The 23,199-nt window shown below is 50.4% G+C and carries 16 protein-coding genes; 14 read left to right on the top strand and 2 right to left on the bottom strand.

What is annotated here, in order from left to right; translation table 11 throughout:
• The first annotated feature begins 27 nt into the window (after nucleotides 1–27).
• The 5 genes from mnmA (at nucleotide 28) to JUF10_RS09230 (ending at nucleotide 7,150) form a co-directional block, all read left to right on the top strand.
• Nucleotides 28–1,155 carry a tRNA 2-thiouridine(34) synthase MnmA gene (mnmA, locus tag JUF10_RS09250; protein WP_203641897.1) on the top strand — a complete coding sequence of 376 codons (1,128 nt, stop codon included), beginning with the start codon at nucleotides 28–30 and terminating at the stop codon, nucleotides 1,153–1,155.
• Nucleotides 1,156–2,151: 996 nt separating this feature from the next.
• Nucleotides 2,152–2,808 (top strand): histidine phosphatase family protein, encoded by a 657-nt coding sequence (locus tag JUF10_RS09245; RefSeq protein WP_203641896.1) that lies wholly within the window; start codon nucleotides 2,152–2,154, stop codon nucleotides 2,806–2,808.
• 10 nt (nucleotides 2,809–2,818) lie between these two features.
• Nucleotides 2,819–3,502 (top strand): tetratricopeptide repeat protein, encoded by a 684-nt coding sequence (locus JUF10_RS09240; protein ID WP_203641895.1) that lies wholly within the window; start codon nucleotides 2,819–2,821, stop codon nucleotides 3,500–3,502.
• Between the two features lie 17 nt (nucleotides 3,503–3,519).
• Nucleotides 3,520–6,078, top strand: coding sequence for an SF1B family DNA helicase RecD2 (gene recD2, locus JUF10_RS09235; protein WP_203641894.1), 2,559 nt, complete (start codon nucleotides 3,520–3,522; stop codon nucleotides 6,076–6,078).
• Nucleotides 6,079–6,166: 88 nt separating this feature from the next.
• Nucleotides 6,167–7,150 (top strand): ribose-phosphate diphosphokinase, encoded by a 984-nt coding sequence (locus JUF10_RS09230; RefSeq protein WP_203641893.1) that lies wholly within the window; start codon nucleotides 6,167–6,169, stop codon nucleotides 7,148–7,150.
• A 222-nt stretch (nucleotides 7,151–7,372) separates the two neighbouring features.
• Here JUF10_RS09230 and JUF10_RS09225 read toward each other — a convergent pair whose 3' ends face one another.
• Complete coding sequence (locus tag JUF10_RS09225; RefSeq protein ID WP_203641892.1) at nucleotides 7,373–8,062, bottom strand: amino acid ABC transporter permease; 690 nt, start codon at nucleotides 8,060–8,062, stop codon at nucleotides 7,373–7,375.
• Nucleotides 8,063–8,081: 19 nt separating this feature from the next.
• Entirely contained in the window at nucleotides 8,082–8,963 is an 882-nt protein-coding gene (locus tag JUF10_RS09220) for a transporter substrate-binding domain-containing protein (RefSeq protein ID WP_203641891.1), read from the bottom strand.
• A gap of 487 nt (nucleotides 8,964–9,450) precedes the next feature.
• Between JUF10_RS09220 and JUF10_RS09215 the strand changes: the two genes are divergently transcribed.
• From JUF10_RS09215 to JUF10_RS09175, 9 genes are all read left to right on the top strand, one after another.
• Nucleotides 9,451–10,938 carry an amidase gene (locus tag JUF10_RS09215; RefSeq protein ID WP_203641890.1) on the top strand — a complete coding sequence of 496 codons (1,488 nt, stop codon included), beginning with the start codon at nucleotides 9,451–9,453 and terminating at the stop codon, nucleotides 10,936–10,938.
• A gap of 12 nt (nucleotides 10,939–10,950) precedes the next feature.
• Nucleotides 10,951–12,600, top strand: a complete 1,650-nt coding sequence (locus tag JUF10_RS09210; protein WP_203641889.1) for a peptide ABC transporter substrate-binding protein — start codon at nucleotides 10,951–10,953, stop codon at nucleotides 12,598–12,600.
• A gap of 232 nt (nucleotides 12,601–12,832) precedes the next feature.
• Complete coding sequence (murQ, locus tag JUF10_RS09205) at nucleotides 12,833–13,738, top strand: N-acetylmuramic acid 6-phosphate etherase (protein ID WP_203641888.1); 906 nt, start codon at nucleotides 12,833–12,835, stop codon at nucleotides 13,736–13,738.
• 729 nt (nucleotides 13,739–14,467) lie between these two features.
• Nucleotides 14,468–15,457, top strand: a complete 990-nt coding sequence (locus JUF10_RS09200) for an aldo/keto reductase (RefSeq protein ID WP_203641887.1) — start codon at nucleotides 14,468–14,470, stop codon at nucleotides 15,455–15,457.
• Between the two features lie 327 nt (nucleotides 15,458–15,784).
• A complete protein-coding gene (gene rbsR, locus JUF10_RS09195) occupies nucleotides 15,785–16,792 on the top strand; it encodes a ribose utilization transcriptional repressor RbsR (protein WP_203641886.1) in 1,008 nt (335 codons plus the stop codon).
• 132 nt (nucleotides 16,793–16,924) lie between these two features.
• Nucleotides 16,925–17,842, top strand: a complete 918-nt coding sequence (gene rbsK, locus JUF10_RS09190; RefSeq protein ID WP_203641885.1) for a ribokinase — start codon at nucleotides 16,925–16,927, stop codon at nucleotides 17,840–17,842.
• A gap of 312 nt (nucleotides 17,843–18,154) precedes the next feature.
• The gene (gene tkt / locus JUF10_RS09185; protein WP_203641884.1) at nucleotides 18,155–20,176 is read left to right on the top strand and encodes a transketolase; all 2,022 of its coding nucleotides are present in this window, start codon (nucleotides 18,155–18,157) and stop codon (nucleotides 20,174–20,176) included.
• Between the two features lie 722 nt (nucleotides 20,177–20,898).
• The gene (locus tag JUF10_RS09180) at nucleotides 20,899–22,119 is read left to right on the top strand and encodes an RNA-guided endonuclease TnpB family protein (RefSeq protein ID WP_203641883.1); all 1,221 of its coding nucleotides are present in this window, start codon (nucleotides 20,899–20,901) and stop codon (nucleotides 22,117–22,119) included.
• 187 nt (nucleotides 22,120–22,306) lie between these two features.
• Entirely contained in the window at nucleotides 22,307–23,197 is an 891-nt protein-coding gene (locus JUF10_RS09175) for a C40 family peptidase (protein ID WP_203641882.1), read from the top strand.
• Nucleotides 23,198–23,199: the final 2 nt, after the last annotated feature.

Here is a 23,199-nt window from a genome sequence, read left to right as displayed (position 1 = left end):
GAATCTGAGAGAAATGATGGTGATATCATGCAGGACAACAGCCAAACACGGGTTGTCGTTGGTATGAGTGGCGGGGTCGATTCCTCCGTTGTCGCTTTGCGCTTAAAGCAGCAGGGCTATGACGTGATCGGCGTCTTCATGAAAAATTGGGACGATACGGACGAGAACGGGGTTTGTACCGCCACAGAAGACTATAAAGATGTAGCAAAGGTTGCTTCTCAAATTGGCATTCCTTACTACTCCGTCAACTTTGAAAAGGAATACTGGGACCGCGTGTTCACGTACTTCTTGGACGAGTACAAAAAGGGTCGGACACCGAACCCCGATGTGATCTGTAACAAAGAGATCAAGTTCAAGGCTTTCTTGGACTACGCATTGGAGCTGGGTGCTGACTACATCGCAACGGGTCATTATGCACAGTTGACGCGTGACGAGAACGGCGACGCGCACTTAATGCGGGCCGTGGATCAGAACAAGGACCAGACTTACTTCTTGAGCCAGCTCTCAACTGAGCAGTTGGATCGGGTAATGTTCCCAATCGGTGACTTGGTTAAGCCACAGGTTCGTGAGATCGCTAAAGAGGCTGGTTTGGCCACTGCCGACAAGAAGGACTCCATGGGAATCTGCTTTATCGGTGAGAAGGGCCATTTCAAGGACTTCTTAAACACCTATCTGCCAGCTAAGGCCGGTAAGATGATGACGGTCGACGGTGAGGTCAAGGGTGACCACGCCGGCTTAATGTACTATACAATCGGTCAGCGCCGCGGCTTAGGCATCGGTGGTGACGGTGAGGATAACGAGCCTTGGTTTGTCATTGGTAAGGACTTGACGAAGAACATCCTGTACGTGGGTAAAGGCTATCACAACCCACACTTGTACGCGACGCATTTGTCTGCTTCGGACATTCACTGGGTAAACACCATTGATCGCGGCAGTGACTTCCACTGCACGGCGAAGTTCCGTTACCGGCAAAAGGATACTGGCGTGACCGTTCACTTGAGCGATGACGGTCAGCAGGTCACGGTCGAGTTTGACGACCCAGCCCGGGCCATCACGCCTGGTCAGGCGGTTGTCTTCTACGACGGCGACGAGTGCCTAGGAAGTGCCATTATTGACGCTGCCTACAACAAGGACCGCGAGTTACAGTTAATCTAAACACAGTTAAGAGTGTGACAAAAGGCGGTTAGTCAATGAGCATTAACGTCGATAGACGAATAATCCCGGTTTTGGATTGTTTGTCTATCGGGGTTAAGCGGAGTTGACTGCCTTTTGGCGCACGTTTCCACAATATACGTTCAGAGCGTAAAAAGGGTCTGGGACTTTTGTCCTAGACCCTTTTTGTAGGATACAAACGGTTCAATGTTGCTAGCAATCTGGATAAAATTGAATTTTCTGGCGGAGTTTCTTTGAAATAGCCCCCAAAACTGGCATAATATATAGGATGTACGTGTGTGGCGGTAACATGGCGTGGAGGTCGCCTTACCGGTCGGCAAATATGGGCTGGAACGGTGCGAACACAACTTGAAGCCTCGAAAGCGAGTCTCCAAGATTGGTTTTCTACTAAGCCGGCTAAAAACGCCGACTAAGTAGAACGACGCGCCTGAGCCCATATTTGCCGACCTCTCGGCTTACACTGTGATTTATAGCGACAGAGTGGCTGAATTATCAGTCCAGCTGGATATGCGAGATTTAAGATTGATCGATTGAGAAGCCCATTACAGCATTAGTACGGTTATCAGACATATCTGCTGCGTTTCCTGTGCCAAGTAACGTGATAATTCACAGATGAATTGGTGATAACAGCTCTAACTGATGATTCGATTCGCACTTGGTCTTAACGACTAAAGTGGTAGAGCACAATCAGAGCCGGAGGAGGCCAGGGATGCAGCCAGCCGTGGTAATATTGGGTGCTGGCCGTATGGCTAGCACCCAATATGGGCGACTTTGAAGACACACGGTCCTGGTGTGGCTTCAAATCGAGTCGGAGGACCGTTCCTCAGTCCGGAGCGTCCCCACAGCAGGCGGAATCCCTGGCAGCCGGAGTGCGGCTAATTTAACACAATCTATGTTTAAACCATTTTAAAATAAGTTGTAGTAACCAATAACCAGTATGAGAAGCATTGAAGAGAGTAGAGAAGGGAAGATTACGCGTTGAAATTATACTTTATTCGTCACGGCAAGACCCAATGGAACCTGGAAGGTCGTTTCCAAGGTGCCGGGGGCGATTCACCCCTGTTGACCGAAAGCTACCAACAGATGGTTCAGGTCGGCCACTTTCTGCGTGACACGCCGTTTACCCATGCCTACGCGAGTCCCATCAAGCGGGCGCGGGTGACCGCACGACGAGTCGTGCATGAGCTCCACCAACGGGTCCCCTTGACCCTGATGAGCCGTTTGGAAGAGTTTCATCTGGGACAAATGGAGGGCATGGCCTTCGACGATGTTCGGCAACAGTTTCCAGCCGAGTTGGATGCCTTTCGCAACCATCCGGACCAGTACGACGCGGCGACCATTGGTGGGGAAACCTTTACCGAAGTGATCGACCGGATGACGCCCGCGATTCAAACCATTGTGGCGGACAATCCACGACCAACGGATAATGTGTTGATCGTCAGTCATGGGGCCGCTTTGAATGCTGAAATCAATGCATTACTGGGGACACCACTTGCTGACCTGCGGAAGCGCGGTGGCATTCGGAACACCAGTGTGACCATCCTAGAAACTACCGATGGTCACCACTTTGATTTGATCGACTGGAATGACACAAGTTTTCTAACGGCCGCGGCAACGCCGACCGATACAATTTAGGTGATGAATAATGACAGACAAAAATGAAAAAAGTCGTGACGCGGACAAGCAGCGTTCAGAACGTTTAGTCCACCAATTAGTACAACGCATCGATACCCATCCGGGGGATGCCGACGCCTATTATGAGTTGGCAACGGTCTTAGTCGACCTCAATTCCTATGCACAGGCTGAAGAGTTATTGATGAAGGCTTTAGGATTGTTTGCGGCCCAAAAGGATGTCGTGGAAAAGCTCCGGTATGGCTTGGGCAATGTGTACTATGCCGCTCAGGATTATACCAAGGCGATTCAACAATTTGACCAGTTAGGTAGTCAATGGAAGGGTGCCGGTTACCTCATGTTGGCGCAGAGCTACATGGCTAACGGCGACCACAAGCGGGCGTTGGCCTTTGCTTTAACGGCACTGACCAGTCAGCCCAAGGACGCGGCAACCTTACAAGTGGTGGCCGAAAATCTGTTGGCACTGGGAAATATGGCTCAGGCGGCGCAGTACTATGATCAAGTGTTGGCGTTAGACTTTGAGAACGGCCGGGCGAACTTTGATCGCGGTTTAGTTGCCATGGTTCAGGGCGAACCCTACGTGACCTACTTTGACTTGGCCAAGCAACAAGATCCGACCTATTTTAAAAAGGGCCAGCAACGACTAGCCGATATTGAACGATTTGTGCAAACGCAACAAGGGAAGACGGACAAGTAACGAAGGGAGGCAAGCAGATGGCAACCGAATCACTGGATTTATTTGCGGCGGATAGCGCTGGACAAGCCGATTACGTGGTCGGCACCGTCAGTGCGGTCTTCTTTGCCAGTAACGATAGTTTTTATAAGGTCATGTTGGTCAAGGTCTCGGAGACTAGCTTGGATTGGCATGAGGACGAGATTGTCGTGACCGGGAACTTTGCGGACATTAAGGACGACGTCACGTACCGATTCACCGGGAAACGCGTTGAGCACCCGAAATACGGCGTGCAATTTCAAGCCGACAACTATCAAAATGAGACGCCGACCTCGCGTAGTGGCCTCATTGCCTATCTGAGTGGCGATGATTTCCCTGGATTGGGGAAGAAAACAGCCGAGAAAATCGTTGACGGCCTCGGCACCAATGCAATTGAGAAAATTTTAAACGATAGCAGTGTGTTGACGCCACTTGGTCTGTCACCTAAGGTCGTGGCGACGCTGGTTAGTCAGCTGCAGACCAATAACGGGATGGAGCAGATCATCATTGGTCTCAATGGTTACGGCTTCGGGAGTACCTTGGCGGCGGCCATTTATAACCGTTACCAGGAGAAAACGTTGGACGTGATTCACGACAACCCGTACCAATTGGCCGAAGATATCACCGGGGTCAGCTTCAAACGGGCTGACCAGATTGCCACGCAACTCGGCTACGAGGCGGATCGTCCGGAACGGTTGCGAGCTGGCTTACTCCAGACGTTGAACGACTTATCAGTGGCCAATGGGGATACCTATACGACGGCGAAGCCACTCTTGAACAACGCGTTAAGTCTACTTGAAAATTCACGAAATGTGCGATTGAATCCGCAAAACTTGGCGGACCAATTGCTCGAATTGGCCAAGCAGCAAAAGGTCGTTGGTGATGAGCAACGAATTTATTTGAAATCGTTGTATGATGCAGAATGGCAGATTGCCGAGCATTTACAACGCTTGCTTCAGGCCGATGATCACCGACCGGAATTTAGCGAGGAAGCTATTAAAAAGCAACTGCGCATCGTAGAGAACCAGGCCGACATCGTGTATGACGATTCCCAGACCTCGGCGTTGGCGGCGGCCATTCGCGCCAAGGTGCTCCTCTTGACGGGGGGACCCGGGACCGGGAAGACGACCATTATTCGAGGGTTGGTCAACCTGTACGCACGGTTGTATGATGTATCATTGGATATTAACGAGTATAAGGATAAGCCATTTCCAATCCTGTTGGCTGCCCCCACTGGTCGGGCTGCCAAACGCATGAGTGAGTCGACCGGCTTACCCGCCAGCACGATTCACCGGTTGTTGGGATTGACTGGCCGGGAGAACGATTTAGACGCTGCGGCAACCAAGGACCTGGAGGGTGGCCTGCTGATCATCGATGAAGTGTCGATGGTCGATGTCTACCTGATGAAGACGTTGCTCCGGGCTGTTCCGGATGGCATGCAGGTCATTCTCGTGGGAGATAAGGATCAGCTGCCATCAGTCGGACCCGGCCAGGTCTTCCACGATTTGTTGGATAGTGACCATCTGGATAAGATTCAGTTGGATACGATTTACCGGCAAGGGGATGGCTCATCGATCATTCCGTTGGCGCACGCCATTAAGAAGGGGCAATTGCCGGCCGACTTCACCAAGAATCAACCAGACCGCTCGTTTATCGCGTGTCATGCGGGGCAGGTACCGGCCGTTATCGACCAAATTGTGGCCAAGGCTCATGCCAAAGGGTTCTCGGCCGCTGACATTCAAGTGTTGGCGCCAATGTACCGGGGAACGGCCGGTATTGATCGGTTGAACGTCGTCTTGCAGGATATTTTAAATCCCAAGAAGAGTGAGCGGTCAAAGGAAGTCGAGTTCCGTAATCAGCATTTCCGCATCGGCGACAAGGTCTTACATCTGGTGAATAGTCCCGAAAATAACGTTTTTAATGGTGATATTGGGACTATCACGGGAATTGACCTGGCTAGTGACAAACGCAGTGAAGTCAAATCGGATACCCTGACGATCGCCTTTGAACAGACCGAAGTGAGCTATTCACGCAATGACTGGAATCGCCTGACCTTGGCTTACTGTATGTCGATTCATAAGTCGCAGGGGTCCGAGTTCAAGCTGGTGATTTTGCCAATGGTCAACCAGTATAGCCGGATGCTGCAACGCAACCTGCTCTACACGGCGGTCACGCGGGCAGCCGACATGCTGATTTTGATTGGTGAACCCCAGGCGTTTGAGACCTGTGTCACGAATCTGTCGGTCAACCGGCATACCACGTTGACCTTACGAATTCAGTCGGTGATCGCTCCGGATGACACACCAGCTAAAGATGCTGCACCAGTTGCGGCCACCTCTGAGGCTGAACAACCAACGTTGCCGACAAAGCCTCAAGCCAGTGAGACGGGTGAAACACCGTCAACTGGGGCAATCACGGCGCCGGAAGTGGAATCAGCGCCGACTGAACCGCAGGACTATCGGTTGACGCCAGAATTAGTTTTGGCTGGGGGCATCGACCCCATGATCGGCATGCAAGGGACGACCCCGCAACAATTTATGCCATCGAGCCAAAATAGCTAGTTCAGGCGTTGCGTTTCGTGACAAAGATTGCGATAATATAGACAGTAAAAATTAACGAATTGTGGGTAATCCCCACTGGGAGGCTGTTATGGCAGAACACGTCGAAGCTGGCAGAATGAAAGTCTTTGCCTTGAACTCAAACCGACCACTCGCAGAAAAGATTGCGAAGGCCGCTGGAGTTGAATTGGGAAAAGCAACGATCAAGCACTTTAGTGACGGTGAAATTCAGATCAGTATTGACGAAAGTATCCGGGGGGATGAATTGTTCATCATTCAATCCGTTTCGGACCCAGTCAACACCAACCTGATGGAACTTTTGATCATGGTCGATGCAGCGCGCCGGGCCAGTGCGGATAAGATCAACGTGGTCATTCCGTACTATGGGTACTCACGAGCCGACAGAAAGGCCCGTTCACGGGAACCTATTACGGCAAAATTGATTGCATCACTCATGCAGATGGACGGTGTGAGCCGGGTCATTGCGTTGGACTTGCATGCAGCACAATTGCAAGGATTCTTCGATATTCCGGTCGACCACTTACAAAGCGACCGCTTGTTGACCAGCTACTTTGAAGAAAGCGCGATGGCCGATGAAGATATCGTGGTCGTTGCACCTGACCACGCCGGTGTGAGCCGAGCTCGGCGGTTAGCAGAATTGCTGAGCGCCCCAATTGCCATTATCGACAATCGTGACGATTCCGAAAGTGCGGCACATCCAGAGGCCGTTATTGGGGACGTGAAGGGCAAGCACGCTATCTTGGTGGATGACATTATTGATACGGCTGTCCGCATCACCATTTCAGCGGATGCCCTCAAAAAGGCCGGTGCGGCTGATGTGTATGCTTGCGCAACGCATGCCGTGTTGTCCGGGGATGCCACTCAGCGGATCAATGATTCCGTTCTGAAAAAGGTGGTTATCACCGATTCCATTCAATTGCCAGAGGACAAGCAAAGCGACAAGTTCGTTGTGATGTCTGTGGGCGACCTGTTTGGGAAAGCGATTGACTTGATTTACCATGAAGAACCAGTGGATTCCTTATTCCACCCAGCACCTAAGCGTCAAGAACAGTAAAATCGAATTTTAACGATAGAAAAGCACCGAGGCGGTCTGAAAAATCAGATGGCTTCGGTGCTTTTTTGAATTATTTGTAAGTGATTATGGCCTGACCAACAAATAGTCAAGCCATAATCGCTATGAGTCAAAATTTGATTGGACATCCGTTTCTAAGTCCGGAGCGTCCCCACAGCCGGTGGAATCCCTGGCAGCCGCAGTACGCCCAGACCCAATCCAACCCTACAACAATTTCAAATGTTCTTTTGGCCGGTCATAGTCCAACCAACGCTCCAACTGATTCTGGCCGGCCGTGATGATGACGCAGCAGAGCCAGTACAGAATGGCAATCGTAATGTAGATCGTCATGTAATCTTGGTTTGCACCGGCAACGATTTTAGCCTGCATGAACATTTCGGTCACGGTGATCATGGCCGCAAGTGAGGTACCTTTGAACATGTCGAGTAAAATGTTACCAAGGGCGGGAATGCTGATACGAAAAGCCTGCGGAATGATGATGAACCGCATGACCTTGCGATAGGGCAATCCAATCGAATAGGCAGCCTCATACTGGCCGGGGTCGATCCCCATGAACGCTGAGCGGAAGACCTCGGAGATGAAGGCCGCGGCACCAATCGTAAACGAAAGAATGGCGGCTGGCATGGCGTTTAGGCCAAAGCCAAAGTAAACGATGAACAAAACGACCAGCATGGGCACACCGCGCATAAATGAAATGTAGGCGCGGGCCAACCAGTGAAGCGGCTTAATGTGACTCAACTGCGCCAAGGTCAGTAGCATGCCTAAGACCGTGGCCAGCACAAACGCCATTGCGGTCAAATAGATCGTCATGGGCAGGCCGCTCAGAATCTGTGGAATGGATGACCAAGCCAACTGCGCATTAAAGAAGCCGGGAATCGAGATGTACTTTAACATGGGCGACACCCCTCAATTCCTATTGACCAGTCGATGTGGACTTGATCGTAAAGTTCTTGGAAATGTGAACGTTAGGCTTCTTCGTGACATCGGCACCGTAGTATTTTTCGGCGATTTTCTTGATGGTCCCGTCTTTCAGAAGCTTCTTGATTTCCTTATCGACTTCTTGCTGGAGTTTCGTGTTGCTCTTCTTCATCAAGATACCGACACCCTGACCGTCATCGGTGGTCGTGAAGTACATGTTCTTCACGATGTGTAAGCCGTTGTTTGGCACGGCGGCTAACGCCAATTTCTGCAGGTAGTAGTCGTTCATGATGACATCGGTCTTGCCCTTTTCGAGGTCCTTTAAGTAGACGTCGTTGGAGACGTTGTCATAGTTGACCAACTTGGCCCCTAGCTGTTGAGCGAGCCGTTGATAACTCGTACCTGCTTCACCAGCAGCCTTCTTCCCCTTAATGTCAGCCCAGTTGTGGATGCCGGAATCGTCTTTGTCCCGGACAACGATACTGTTGAACGAGTGCTTATAGACCGTTGAGAGGGCAAACTGCTTCTTCCGTGCCGAGGAGAGGCCAAAGTCGTTCGCTGCCATGTCAGCCTTACCGGAGCTGACGGCCGTCAATTGACCATCGACACTGAGTTCTTGGAACTTGACCTTCTTGCCCAACCCTTTGGCAACGGCCCGCACGACCTCCACGTCAAAGCCCGTTAACTTACTGTTCTTGGACATGTGAAACGACGTGGGATACAACGTTCCCGAGGTGGCGACAATCAATGTTTTCTTGTCGGCAACCTTGGTGTTTGTAGATTTCGACGATGAGGTCTTCCCGCAACCAACGAGACCAAGACTCACCACTAAACTTAACCCTAACCCTAAAACTAACCACTTCTTCGTCTTATTCATCAAGTATTCAGTCCTTTCAATTGTGACCTAAGACGTTTCCAAGTATAACTACTTGAAAACGCTTTTACAACCGGGTATTGTGAAAATTAAATAGGCGCCGTTTCTCAGGGAAATACAGGCCTGATTTGATCATTTATGAACATTGACGCAGGCGGTAGGCCCGTAGTGATGCGATAGTAATCGGTCATTCGTAAAGGGGGTTAGGTTTCTCATTTTACAATGCATTGGCTTAAATTTCACAATTGAATGATTTTAAGTGGATTGGGGAATTAATGGTGGCAGCATTTATGATATGAATGATGAATTCCGGACAAAACTAGGGCTGTATGTCATTAGGTGAGTTTTGAAGAAGAGTGTTCTTGACGGCTTCAAATCGAGTGGGAGGACCGCTCCACAGCAGGCGGAATCCCTGGCAGCCAGAGTGCGGCAATTTCAAATGAATCTGATGGTAACAAGCAGGAAGCTAACTTTGTAGGGGGTTATGCAGATGAGTCAGTTAGAATGGATCGGTGTGCCAGCATTGACGTGGGCCCAACGCGTACGTGATGGCGAGGTCACCAGTCAAGAACTAGTGGAAGCGGCATTTGCCGAGATTGATCGACAGAATTCGCAATTAAATGCGGTCATCACGACGCGTAAGGAAAAAGCGTTGCAGGAGGCGGCAGCGCAGGTCAACACTGGTCAGCCATTTCTGGGCGTCCCTTTGTTACTGAAGGGGCTCGGTCAACAGCTGCAAGGAGAACCGAGTACGAGTGGTTCACGGCTCTTGCGGGATAACGTGGCGACACAGACCAGTTTCTTTGTAAAGGCGTTGCAGCGGGCAGGCTTTATTATTATTGGGCAGACCAATTTCCCCGAATTTGGGTTTAAGAACATTACAGACGCCGAAATCTATGGTCCGGCGCGTAATCCTTGGGACCTGAATTTTCAGCCGGGTGGGTCGTCCGGTGGGGCCGGTGCCAGTGTGGCCGCGGGGGTCGTTCCAATTGCTGCTGGGAGCGACGGTGGCGGTTCGATTCGGATTCCATCGTCGTGGTCCGGGACGATTGGCTTAAAGCCAACGCGGGGGCGAGTGCCAGTTGGTCCTAGCGACTGGCGGTCTTGGCAGGGCGCGGCCATTGATTTTGCGTTGACCCGGTCGATCAAGGATACCGCGGCGCTATTGGATAGCTTACAAACGATTCAACCAGCCGCAGTCTTTCAGACGCCACTAGAAAAGGCCGGGTATCTGGCCCAACTAGATCAGCCCATGAAACCCGTTAAAATCGGATTTACGACTGAATCTCCGGTGGGTACGCCAGTCAGTTCGGATGCCGTTCATGCGGTCGAAGCGGCTGCCCAATTTCTCAGCGAGCAGGGGCTTGACGTTGAGGAGGTCCACATCCCCATCGACGGCGTGGCCCTCATGGAAAGCTATTACACCATGAATGCTGGTGAAACCGCCGCCTTTATGAGTGAGCTGGCAGATGGCATTGGGCGCCCATTGAATCGAACCGATATGGAATTGCTGACCTGGGCGCTGTACCAAACCGGGCAGCATACGAGTGCGGCCGATTACAGCTTGGCACTAAGCAAGTGGGACCAGGCCGCTTGGGCAATGGCCAAATTGCATGCCAAGTACCCGATTATTTTGACCCCAACAACGGCGTGGCCCGCACCTAAGGTCGGTGATACGCTGGTCTCAGCAGAGAATGAAATGGAAATGGCGTCTATCGAGAGCTTCAATCCGCGGGCGCAGAAGCAACTGATCTATGACCAATGGTTGCCGGCACTGACCCGGTCCCCATTTACCCAGCAGGCCAACTTGACTGGTGAACCCGCAATCAGTCTGCCAACGGCGATCACCAAGGAAGGGTTGCCCCTCGGAATCCAATTTAATGCGGCAAAAGGACAAGAATTGGCATTATTGAGGCTTGGTGCTTTATTTGAAGGCGCTGGAAAGTTAGAATGGTTACATGCAACTAAATTGGAATGAGGAGAGAAGATTTTGAAGGGAAAGCAATTTGGAATTTTAATGGGATTGGCGTTACTGGTTGCGGGCGGGTTAGCCGCTTGTGGTAAGTCAACGTCGTCAAATGGAAACTCGGGTCAATTGGCAGCTAAGCAGGTCGTTAAGCTGTCGGCAAAATCCGAGGTCACCACGTTAGACGTCTCGAAGGCGGCCGATTCGACGAGTCTGACCATGCTCTACCATACGCAAGAGGGATTGTATCGGTTGGGTAAAAAAGAGAAGCTCATCAACGCCATGGCAACCAAGACGACGGTGTCTAAGGATGGGAAAACCTACGTCTTCAAGCTACGGTCGAACAACCACTGGAACGATGGGCGTGCCGTTACTGCCAAAGATTACGTCTATTCTTGGCAACGGACGGTCAATCCCAAGACCGCATCGGAATATGCTTATTTGATGGCGGGAATCAAGAACTATGATCAGGTTCAAAGTGGCAAGCTGGCCCCAAGCCAATTAGGCGTTAAGGCCCTGAACAAGAATACGTTACAGGTGACGTTGAGTAAGCCAGTGGCCTACTTTAAGTTACTGCTCGCCTTCCCAACATTCTTCCCGCAAGAACAGAGCGTCGTCGACCGTTATGGTAGCGATTATGGTCACACGAGTGGCAAGACGGCTTACGATGGCCCATTTGTCATGACCAAGTGGCAGGGGACCAACCAGAACTGGGAGCTCGTGAAGAACACCCATTTCTGGGATAAGAAGAACATCACGCTTCAGAAAATGAACTTCCAGGTCGTGGCCGATCCATCGACTGGGTTAAGCCTGTTCCAGAAGAAGGACCTCGATGCGACAATGCTGGACGGGACGCAGGTGGCGAACCTGAAGAACAATCCTAGTTTGAAGACATTTGTCGGTGGGACGACTTACTACATGCAGATGAACCAGAAAAAGGTCAAGGCCTTGCGGAACTTAAAGGTGCGGCAAGCCTTGTCCATGGCCATCGACAAGCAGCAGTTGGCCAAGAGTGTTTTGCGTGACGGCTCGAAGGCACCACTTGGGTTCGTTTCGCAAAACTTGTCACGAAATCCGAAAACGAAGAAGGATTTTGCCACAGACGCCTACGTCAAGAGTGGGGTCACCTATGATTTACCTCAGGCCAAAAAATTGATGAAGGCTGGCTTAAAGGCAACTGGAACGAAGAAGCTGAACCTGACGTTAATGGCAGACGATATTTCCGTAACCAAGACGGTCGCGCAATATGTCCAAGCCGAATTACAGAAGCTGCCAAACGTGAAGGTCACCATCAATAGCTTGCCATACAAGACGCGGCTGAGTCGCTCAAATTCTGGTAACTTTGAATTGGTGCTCTCAAGTTGGGGCGCCGACTTCGCCGATCCAATCAACTTCTTATCGTTGATGAGTACCGGAAACACCAACAACAACGGTGATTTCTCCGATACGCAATACGATGCGGCCATTAAGCGGTCTGAGAATCAGGACGCCAATAACCCAACGGCTCGCTATAACGATTTGGTCACGGCTGAAAAACGGCTGATGACGCAACAAGGGGTCGTCCCACTGTATCAACCGGCAACGGCTGAGATGTGGAATTCCAAGGTCAGTGGTTATGTCTGGAATCCAGCGGGGATGAGCCGAGGCTACCAGTGGATGAAGGTCGAAAAGTAGATTTTTCAGTAAGCTAAGTCGTAATGACGCAAACTTTACGTTGAAATTGAACATCTTTTCTTGAAAGCGGACGGCCTCGGTCGTTCGCTTTTTTGCGGTCTTGGAAAATGTTTCACCCAGTCGATTGCAAAATTCGGAATTGAAATTATTTATGAAACATGTTATACCTGAGGTAGTCACAATGAAAGCGAATACATATAGAATTAGTTGATGAAACTTGGAGGCTGACACCATGCAATTTGATGACTTACTCACTGAACAACGAAATCACCGTTCAACACATATTGATCGGGAGTCCACGTTAGAAATGGTTGCAACGATCAACCGGGAGGACCACCGGGTGGCACGCGCCGTACAAAAGCAGTTGCCCCAGATTGCGGCAGCCATTGATGCTGCGTACCCAAAGTTTGACGAGGGCGGGCGCTTAATTTATGTCGGGGCCGGGACCTCTGGTCGTTTGGGCGTGATCGATGCAACGGAACTACAACCAACCTATGGGTTGACAGCTCAGCAGACGTTTGGTCTCATCGCCGGGGGCACACAAGCCCTGACAACGACGGTTCAGGCTGCCGAAGATTCTCCAGAATTGGCGCAAGCCGACTTGAGTGCTGTGCACTTGACTAGCAAGGATGTGGTAATTGCGAGTGCCGCATCTGGTCAAACACCGTATACGTTGGCTGCCTTACAGTTTGCCCAAGATCAGGGTGCACTGGGTATCGGTTTTTCCTGTATTGAAGGCAGCCCGCTGTCCCAGCTAGCGAACTTCCCAATCACACCGGTCGTGGGTCCCGAAATCATTACCGGGGCCACGCTGTTGAAGGCCGGGACTGCCGAGAAGATGGTCCTCAACATGCTGTCAACGGGAATTATGATCAAGACGGGAAAGGTTTACCAAAACCTGATGATCAACGTGGTCCCAACCAATGGTAAGACCTTTGAACGGGCCAAGAAGATCATTGCGGAAGCCACCCAAACGTCGACGTTAGCAGCGGAACGGGCCTTGGACCGGGCTGGTAACAACGTGCCATTGGCAATCGTCCTGATTGAAACCAAAGGAACGATTGCGGAGGCTAAGGCGTTATTGGATGCAACGAATGGCCACGTCTCACAGGCGGTTAAGCTGAGTGACAAAGGTTAGGGTTAAACGAATATAGCGTAATTTAGAGGAAGTCTGGGAAGTTTCTGGGCTTCTTTTTATTTTGGCTAAAAGTCAGTTGAATAGCGATTTTGTATAATGCAATTTGATGAGATTGGACGGGAACATTGACATGATGTTTCAACTAGAACTTATAATTTATTGATAGAGTTTTCTTGTTGGGTATGGACTAAAACAAATTAGATGTGCTATACAATTGTTTTGCTCTAATAGAATTTGATTGCAAATAGGTTGATATGATTCAATGGATAATTGGGGAAACAAGATAAATTAAATGATGCATTAAATACTTGGTGACAATAATGCTAATGCTGTGCTGAAAGATACGTCTACAAGCTACTTGAAATTATTTCCTTCAACAGTTGCATGAGGTGGAAACACCAAAATCAGAGCCGGAGGAGGTCAGGGACGCAGCCAGCCGTGGTAATATTGATAGCTGGCCGCTGGCTAGCTATCAATATGGGCGACTTTGAAGACGTGTGTTCTTCACGGCTTCAAATCGAGTCAGAGGACCGCCCCACAGTCCGGAGCGTCCCCACAGCAGGCGGAATCCCTGACAGCCGGAGTGCGGCCATTTAAGCAAATCCAATCCCTAACGCCAAAGAAAATAATTTCACAGTGGTTAGACCAATTTTACGCTGAAACTTGACTGGTCCACACCAATTCTCTATACTCTAACTTAGGTATAATTGGAAAGGAATGTGGCAAGACATGTATTTAGCAGATGAACACCGTTACGAGAAGATGCCAGTTCGGCGCGCAGGGAACACCGGGTTCCAACTACCCGCAATCTCATTTGGGATGTGGCACAGTTTTGGCGAAAACGCCAACTATGGGGACACGCGTGATGTGATTTTGAAGGCGTTTGACGCGGGTATCTTTAGCTTTGACCTCGCCGCCAATTACGGCCCAGGCTCATACGCTGCCGAAAGCCTCTTTGGCCAAGTGCTGCAACGTGAATTGATGCCTTACCGTGATGAATTGGTCATCAGTAGTAAGGCTGGGTTCCACATGTGGCCGGGACCTTATGGACAAATGAGTTCCCGTAAGGCACTGACAGCTTCTCTGGACCGTTCGCTGAAGGCAATGGGGTTGGACTACGTTGACATTTACTACAGTCACCGGTTTGACGCAGAAACGTCACCAGAAGAAACGGCGGTTGCGTTGGACGACTTGGTTCGCCAAGGTAAGACGTTGTACGTGGGAATCTCAAATTACACGGAACCTCAAGCCGCAGCGATGATCAAGATCTTTAAGGACTTGCATACGCCATTCGTCGTTGACCAGGTTTCCTATAACATGTTGAACCAGACAGCCAATGACGATGGCTTGTTCGACATGCTGGCCAAGAACAATGCCGGGGCAATTGCTTACGGTCCCTTGGCTGAAGGTCTCTTGACGGACAAGTACCTGGACGGGATTCCAGCAGACGTGGACATTCACTGGTCGAACGAGTTCGTCTTGGACAACGGCCGCGACAAGATGGTCCAGAAGTTACAGGCTCTCAATCAAATCGCCCAGAGCCGTGGTCAAAAGTTATCTCACATGGCCTTAGCTTGGTTATTGCACAACCCAGTCATTACGAGTGTCATCACTGGGGCGTCTAAGCCAGCTCACTTGAAGGAAAACATCAAGGCAGTTCAAAACCTGACTTTTGATGATGACCAATTACAAGCAATCGATAAAATTTTAAAGGCTTAAGTGTTAGAAGCACGGTCCAGTTGATGGGCCGTGCTTTTTTTGAGGCCTGTCAGTAGTCAACAAGGGCGACCTTTAAGACGTGCGTTTTCCACGGCTTAAAAGCGAGCGAGAAGGCTGGTGTTCTTCCAGTCTGAAGCGTCCCCACAGCAGGCGGAATCCCTGGCTGCGACCAATTTGCACTAATTTAGCGGCATCAATTTGTGCCTACACTGGTCTGAAGTAGACAATTCAGCTTTCAACCTTTAACGGAACCTAAATTGACCGTAGATATCGCCGCCTGGTGGGGTATAATAAGGTTTAGTATGAAAACGGATGATGGAGGTTGCTATGACACGCAAAGTAACGATTCGGGACCTTGCTGAAGCAGCGGGTGTTTCGGTAACAACGGTTTCACAAATTTTGAATGGCAAGGGTGAACGCTTCAGTCTCGATACGCGGCGGCGCGTCCATCAGTTGCAAGAAGAATTGGGCTACGTTCCAGATTTTAACGCGCGGAACCTCATCATGAAGTCTGCTCAGACCATTGGTGTGCTGGTTCCTAACCTGGGGAACCCCTTCTTTAGTATGTTCATTCGTGGGGTCCAAGAGGCCAGTCGGGAACGGCACTTTATTCCCCTGATTTTTGGGGCCAACCACGATGAAAAGCTGGAAAGCTACTACGTAGAGGAACTGATCAAACGGGCCGTGGATGGTCTGATCATTGCCAGTGCCTCGATCACCGCGGAGGCCATTGACAATATTCTTAAGAAAAATGGTATTCCGTACCTGTTGATCGACCAAAACGGGGGGCCTAGCCTGGACCGGATTCGGATTGATGATGAACAGGGTGGCCAACTTGCCGCTGAGCATTTACTGGCATTGGGACATCGCAAGATTGCGGTTGTGATGCCAGAACATCCGACCGATAACCTGGTGATTCGTTTGGCCGGGTTCAAGGAACGATTAGCCGAGGCCGGGGTCACACTGCCGGATTCCGCCGTGGTCATCTCACCCATGACGAAGCTGGGTGGCTATCAGGCAACGGCAGGGATCATGGCGCAAAAGCCAACGGCGGTCTTTGCCATTAACGATGAAACGGCACTGGGACTGATGCGTGGTCTGCATGAACAGGGGCTGAGCGTTCCCGCGGATATTTCCGTGATGGGTTACGATGATATTGATTTGGACGAGTACGTGGTGCCAAAACTCAGCAGTATCCGCCAACCCGTGGTCACTATGGGCCAGCAGGCAACGACGCTATTGATCAACCGAATTCAAGATCAGCGGCAGCCTGCTCAACTGGTAGACCTCCCCGTAGAGCTCCGTCAGCGGGAGAGTACCGGTCCGGTGAAATAAATTTCATCTTTTTCTTGTAAGCCTTTTCGAAACATGATACGCTAGGGATAAGCAAAACGGATTGTCCGGCGTGTCGGCAATACGTAAAACGTTTTACAAACGGATAAATTGGTTAAGGAGTGAAGGTTAATTATGTCAAACAAAGTTACGGTTCTAGGTAGTCTCAACGTTGATACGACATTGCGGGTTGCCCGGATGCCACAGCCAGGAGAAACGCTATCCACTGAAAACAAAAGTAGTGCCGCTGGTGGGAAGGGTGCTAACCAAGCCGTTGCTGCAGCCCGTGCCGGTGCTGAAACACGGTTCATCGGTAAGGTTGGTAACGATGATGCAGGTCGTTTCATGGTTGAATCTTTAAAGGATGATGGTATCGATACGAGTGCCATCATCACTGACTCAACGATCGGAACGGGTTCTGCATTCATCTTACTTGACGAAGCGGGCCAAAATAGTATCTTGGTTTACGGTGGCTCTAACCAACAAATCAAGCCAGCGGAAGTGACGGCTGTTGAAAGCGAAATCGCTAAGGCTGACTTCTTGATCGCTCAATTTGAAACGCCACAAGATGCGACTTTAGCTGCCTTTACGGTTGCCAAGAAGCACAACGTGACGACGATTTTGAACCCAGCCCCCGCTGCTAAGATTGACCCTGAGATCTTAAAGGTAACCGATCTCGTTGTTCCTAATGAAAGCGAAAGTGCCATCTTGACCGGTATCGAAGTGACTGATGAAGCTTCCATGGACGCCAATGCGGCTAAATTCCGTGAATTGGGCGTGAAGAACCTGATCATCACCATCGGCAGCAAGGGCGCTTACTACGCCACCGCTGACAGTTCTGGTTTCGTGCCCGCATTCAAGGTCAAAGCTGTCGACACTACGGCCGCTGGGGACACCTTCATTGGGGCCTTGAGCTCACAATTGAAGCCAGACCTTAGCAACATTGCGACGGCGCTAGTCTTTGCTCAACGCGCTAGTTCCTTGACCGTTCAAGGACTAGGCGCAATGCCATCGATCCCAACGCTTGCTCAGATCGAAGCAGCCAGCAAGTAAGCCTTTCAGAAATCAAAATAGTTTATACGACGACCTATACCAATTTTTTCGGTAAAAGGTCGTTTTTTTGTGCACCAAAAACAACCGGTTGCAACATCTTTAAATTGGTATATCCAATATATCTACTTTTACAACTTGTAAATGCCTATTTAACAAGTTTTGCAAAAGGGGTTGCACGATGACAATTAAATTGGTATAGTTATGAAAGTCGATGGTGAGCGTCGATTCTACCGGTAAGATTAACGTATAAAACTCATCTACCAATAACAGACGACCGGAATGGTCTGGTCGCTTAAAGTGAGGTTATTTCTGATGTTGAATGAAAAAGTAATGAAGCAAGTCAGTTTTGATGATACGGACACTCTGGCCGTAACGGCGGTCCGGATGTTGAGTATGGATATGATTTCGCGGGCCCGTTCAGGCCATCCAGGGTTGCCATTAGGGGCTTCACCGATGGCTTATGTTTTATTTTCCCGTCATTTACGGGTCGATCCATCCTTCCCACAGTGGTTCAACCGGGATCGGTTTGTGCTTTCGGCTGGTCACGGTTCGGCAATGCTGTACAGTCTCTTACATTTGAGTGGTTTTTCGTTAAGTCGAACGGATTTGATGAATTTCCGGCAACTGGGCAGTAAGACACCCGGGCATCCAGAGTATGGCATGACCCCTGGTGTGGACGCCACAACTGGTCCTTTAGGCCAAGGTATTGGAATGGCTGTGGGGATGGCCATGGCCGAAGCCCATTTAGCGGCGGACTACAATCAACCGAATTTAAACGTTGTCGATCACTATACATACGCTTTATGTGGGGATGGTGACCTGATGGAAGGGGTCGCGGCTGAATCTGCAAGTTTAGCCGGCCAATTAAAATTAAACAAACTGATCGTGCTGTACGATTCTAACGATATTTCGCTGGATGGACCGCTGAGTAATGCCTGTCACGATGATGTTGCGGGCCGCTTCCTGAGCTATGGTTGGAACTACTCGCGCGTAGCGGATGGGAACGACCTGGATGCTATTGATGAAGCAATCACTGCGGCTAAGCAAAATCAAGATGGTCCGACCTTGATCGAGGTCAAGACACAGATTGGGGCCGGTAGTCCGAACGCGGGGACGAATAAAGTCCACGGGGCACCACTGAATGCGGATGACTTGGAAGCTACGCGGGCCGCCTACGGTTGGGACAACGATCCATTTGCGGTTCCGGCCGAAGTGCACGAACGCTTTATGACGACGATCAAAGCTCGTGGCTGGGCGAGTCATCAGGAATGGTCCAACCTAATCACGCGTTACGCGGCGGTTGAACCAGAATTGGCTAGTCAATTTGCCAAGGGCCTCAGTCAAGACGCACCGGCTGATCTGACGGACGACCTGCCGATTTACTACAAGAAGGATAGTCTGGCTTCCCGGGCAAGCGGGAGTGAAGTCCTCCAGAAATTGAGCGCGGCGTTGCCAAACTTGTGGGGGGGTTCAGCCGATCTCTTTAGCTCAAACAAAACGGCGATTGCCGAAGATGACCGGTTCAGTGCCGAAAATCCGCGGGGCCGAAACTTATGGTTTGGTGTGCGTGAGTTCGCCGAAGCGGCGGCCATGAACGGTATCGCTTTGCACGGGGGAACTCGGATCTACGGCTCAACCTTCTTCGTTTTCTCAGACTACATGAAACCAGCGATTCGGTTGGCTGCGCTGCAAAAGTTACCAGTTATTTACGTGTTCACGCACGATTCGTTGGCCGTCGGGGAGGATGGACCAACGCACGAACCCGTTGAACAGTTGGCGGCATTACGCGCAATTCCTGGTTTAACGGTCTTCCGGCCAGCCGATGGTAATGAGACGGTGGCAGCTTGGCAGTCAGCCTTACAATCGGTTGATCACCCAACGGCCATTATCTTGTCACGGCAAGGGTTGCCAACGTTGCCACAAGCGGCTGCACGGGTTCGTAGTGGCGTTAAGCGCGGTGGTTACGTGGTTCGTGATGCTCAGGGGGATGCAGAGGGCGTCTTGATGGCATCGGGGTCAGAGGTTAAATTAGCTTTAGGGGCCCAAGAACAGTTAGCTGAAATGGGGCATGACGTGCGGGTCGTGTCCGTGCCAAGCTTTGAACAATTCAATGCGCAGTCCGCCGCTTACCGCGAACGTATCCTGCCTACGACATTGCGGCGACGAGTAGCGGTTGAAATGGCAAGTGGGCTGGGCTGGTGCCAGTACGTTGGCCTCGATGGGGCAATGCTGACGCAGGAACAGTTCGGTGCCAGTGGCCCAGGCGAACAGGTCATGGAAATGGCCGGCTTCACCGTTGACCGCGTGGTTCAAGCATACTTGGGGTTGAACTAAAAGTTGTGCAAAGTGGTCGCACTGCGCCTGCCATGGGGAACGCCTCCAGCCTGAGAAACGGGCTTCCGGCTCGCCTCAAAGCCACGAAAGCCGCATGTCTCCGAGGTCGTCCCACGATGTAAGCCGAGAAAGAACCCCGGCAAACATCGTCGACACGGCTGGCTACATCCCTGGCCTCCTCCGGCTTAGGCTGGTGTTTATCCTTAATGAGTTTTGAACACTAGGTCGGGGCCTGTGACTAACCGGATTTGTCTGTTGACAGGTGGTTGGTCGCGGTCAATTCCAAGCCAGAATGGTGATCCATGGAAACTTCGTAGCAGAATACAAAAATGAGGGACGCGAGCACGTAACTGGTTCGGGTCCCTTTCGTGGGTTTAAAAAGCAATTCTAAGCCAGCAATATCGCGGCGAAATATTGGTAAGGCCAAGGGACTTGCTGATTGCATGCGACTACAAAAATTTATGTCAGTTGCGGTACACAAGGTTAATAAAGGTTGCTGGCTTACAATTATGTAAGCCGGTCGGTAAGACGATGAAGCCACTTTTTTAAGAAATATTGCAAACGTTTCCCGAAAATCTAGTAAGTTCATTAAATTCTAGGCAGGAAACCTGCGATTTTAATCGCGGGATGAATGCCAGAACTTAATACTTCCTAAAACATATGTTCCCCTTTTGGACGACCAAAAATGGTATAATTAGTCCAATCTTCAGGGGAGGTAGCTATTGGTTAAGCTAGGACGAACGATTAAATTACGACTCTATCCAGACACCGAACAGTCAGCGGAATTTTTAGCAATGAGTCGAGAATACCAACGATTGGCGAACATTGTCAGTCAATGGATCTTTGATCATGAGTTCCCGTTAAGCTGGTTAAAAATCAATCACCGGCTGTATAAAGTTCTCAGACAGGGCTCACCGTTGAATAGTCAGATGGTTCAGTCCGTTTTTCGAACGGTCGTGGCTCGCTACAAAACTGTTCAGGAACAAATGAAACAACATCCTTACCGTTATAAGAACGAAAACAACAAGTGGATTCGAGTTCCCAGAGACCTGACTTGGTTGATGAAACCTATCCAGTTTCGTCGACCACAGGCGGATTTGGTTCGCCAGAGAAACTATTCTTTTGTGAATGAGATGACACGAGTTTCAATCACGATCTTAAGTAAGCGTACAAAGCTAGCTTTCACCGATAAAGGCTTTGAAGAATACTTCCGAGGCGATTGGAAGTTAGGAACTGCTAGACTAGTACATAATCGCGGCAAGTGGTTCCTACACATTGGTATTACCAAAGAAGTTCCCGACTTTGATCAGCAGGATAATCCAAAGATTGTTGGCATTGACCGTGGCTTACGTTTTCTGGCAACAATCTACGACTACCTGGGCAAGACATTATTCTTTGACGGTCGAAAGGCTTTACGCAAGCGAAAGAAGTTTTTAGAAGTCCGTCGGCAATTACAAAGTAAAGGGTCCAAGTCTGCCAAGAAAAAGCTGAAGCAACTAGCTCAACGAGAGAACCGCTGGATGACCGATGTGAATCATCGGCTAGCTAAGACACTCGTTGTGGCGTACGGTTCGCACACACTTTTTGTTTTGGAGGACTTAACCAACGTGACATTCAACACTGACGATTTGCCTAAGTCCTTGCATAATAGCCATCGTTCTTGGTCCTTTTTCCAACTAGAATCTTTCTTAACATACAAGGCTCAGGCTATTCAAAGCGCCGTTGTGAAAGTGAACCCAGCATTTACCTCGCAAAGATGCCCAAAGTGCGGGCTAATTGAGAAGACTAATCGTCACCACGAAACTCACGAATATCGATGTCAGCAATGCCAGTATCGGTGTAACGATGACCGATTAGGAGCGATGAATATTGAGGGGCTCGGCCAAGAGTGGTTGAGTGGTGTCAAACGACCAAAGATTAAAAAGCTAACAGCCATTGGGTAGATCCTGATGGTTAAACGGGTAGCTGTCAATTACCCGATGATGTTGCCACTATGAGTAGGAGTGCCTTAACGGGCATGTTGGACTACTGTGTCGCCAGGCACGTGAGCGACAAGCCTCTGAATTTATTCAGGGGCAATTGACAAAATTATTGGTATAATGGGGGGTAAAGAAACTGGAGGCGGTTTTAATGGAAATTCGGCGGATCAAGGTGCCAACGGTGTTAGTGTGGTCGGCACCCACAGCGGTGACTAAAACCGATCAGACTTATTTGAAAACTGGGGATTTGGCGGCGTGGTTAGCAGCGCTTAAACCAGCGGACAAAGACCGGTTGGCTGATAGTAATAGTATCGTGACGGAGGCGTTGTTTAACGATCGCGTTGTGCTGGATCGAGTCGATGGTGATTGGGCGCACGTATTTGTGACGCGACAAGGCAATCGGCAGGAACGGCGGGGTTACCCAGGTTGGGTACCCGTGACGCAACTGACGACGACCGACGAAGAATTGACCTATCCCACGACAACGGTGCGGCTGGTCCATGCTGAAACGACATTACTAAATGAGGATCGGCAACCCGTGACGACTTTGCCATTAGGAACATTGTTGACGACAACTGGTCAGGATAGCGAATGGATTCAGGTCGTCACGCCTCTAGGCAAAGGCTGGATCGCTGCTGATGCCGCCAAGCTTGGTGTGACCGGGGCTGATGATGGTGACCGGCTACTAGCGCTGGGCCAACAGTTCATTGGCACACCTTATCTGTGGGGCGGTGTTACACCACAAGGATTTGACTGTTCAGGCTTTATCTATGCCTTACACCGGGCATTAGACTACTACATTCCGCGGGATGCACAGGATCAATTTGCCAATGGCTACCCGGTCGCACCAGAGAGCCTAGCCGCTGGGGACCTCGTCTTCTTTGCCCGTGAACACGGGACCGGCGAGATTCATCACGTGGGAATCTATGCGGGTAGCGGGAAGATGCTCCATGCGCCTAAGCCAGGAGAGGCCGTTCAGTTGGCACCACTGACGGGCAAACTAGCGCCAGAATACGTCGGTGCTCGGCGTTTCTGGCAATAAAC

The sequence above is a fragment of the Levilactobacillus andaensis genome (genome assembly GCF_016861695.1).
Classification (GTDB): Bacteria; Bacillota; Bacilli; order Lactobacillales; family Lactobacillaceae; genus Levilactobacillus; species Levilactobacillus andaensis.
The sequence above is the reverse complement of the archived record's forward strand: the minus strand, read 5'-3'. Positions and strand labels throughout refer to the sequence as shown.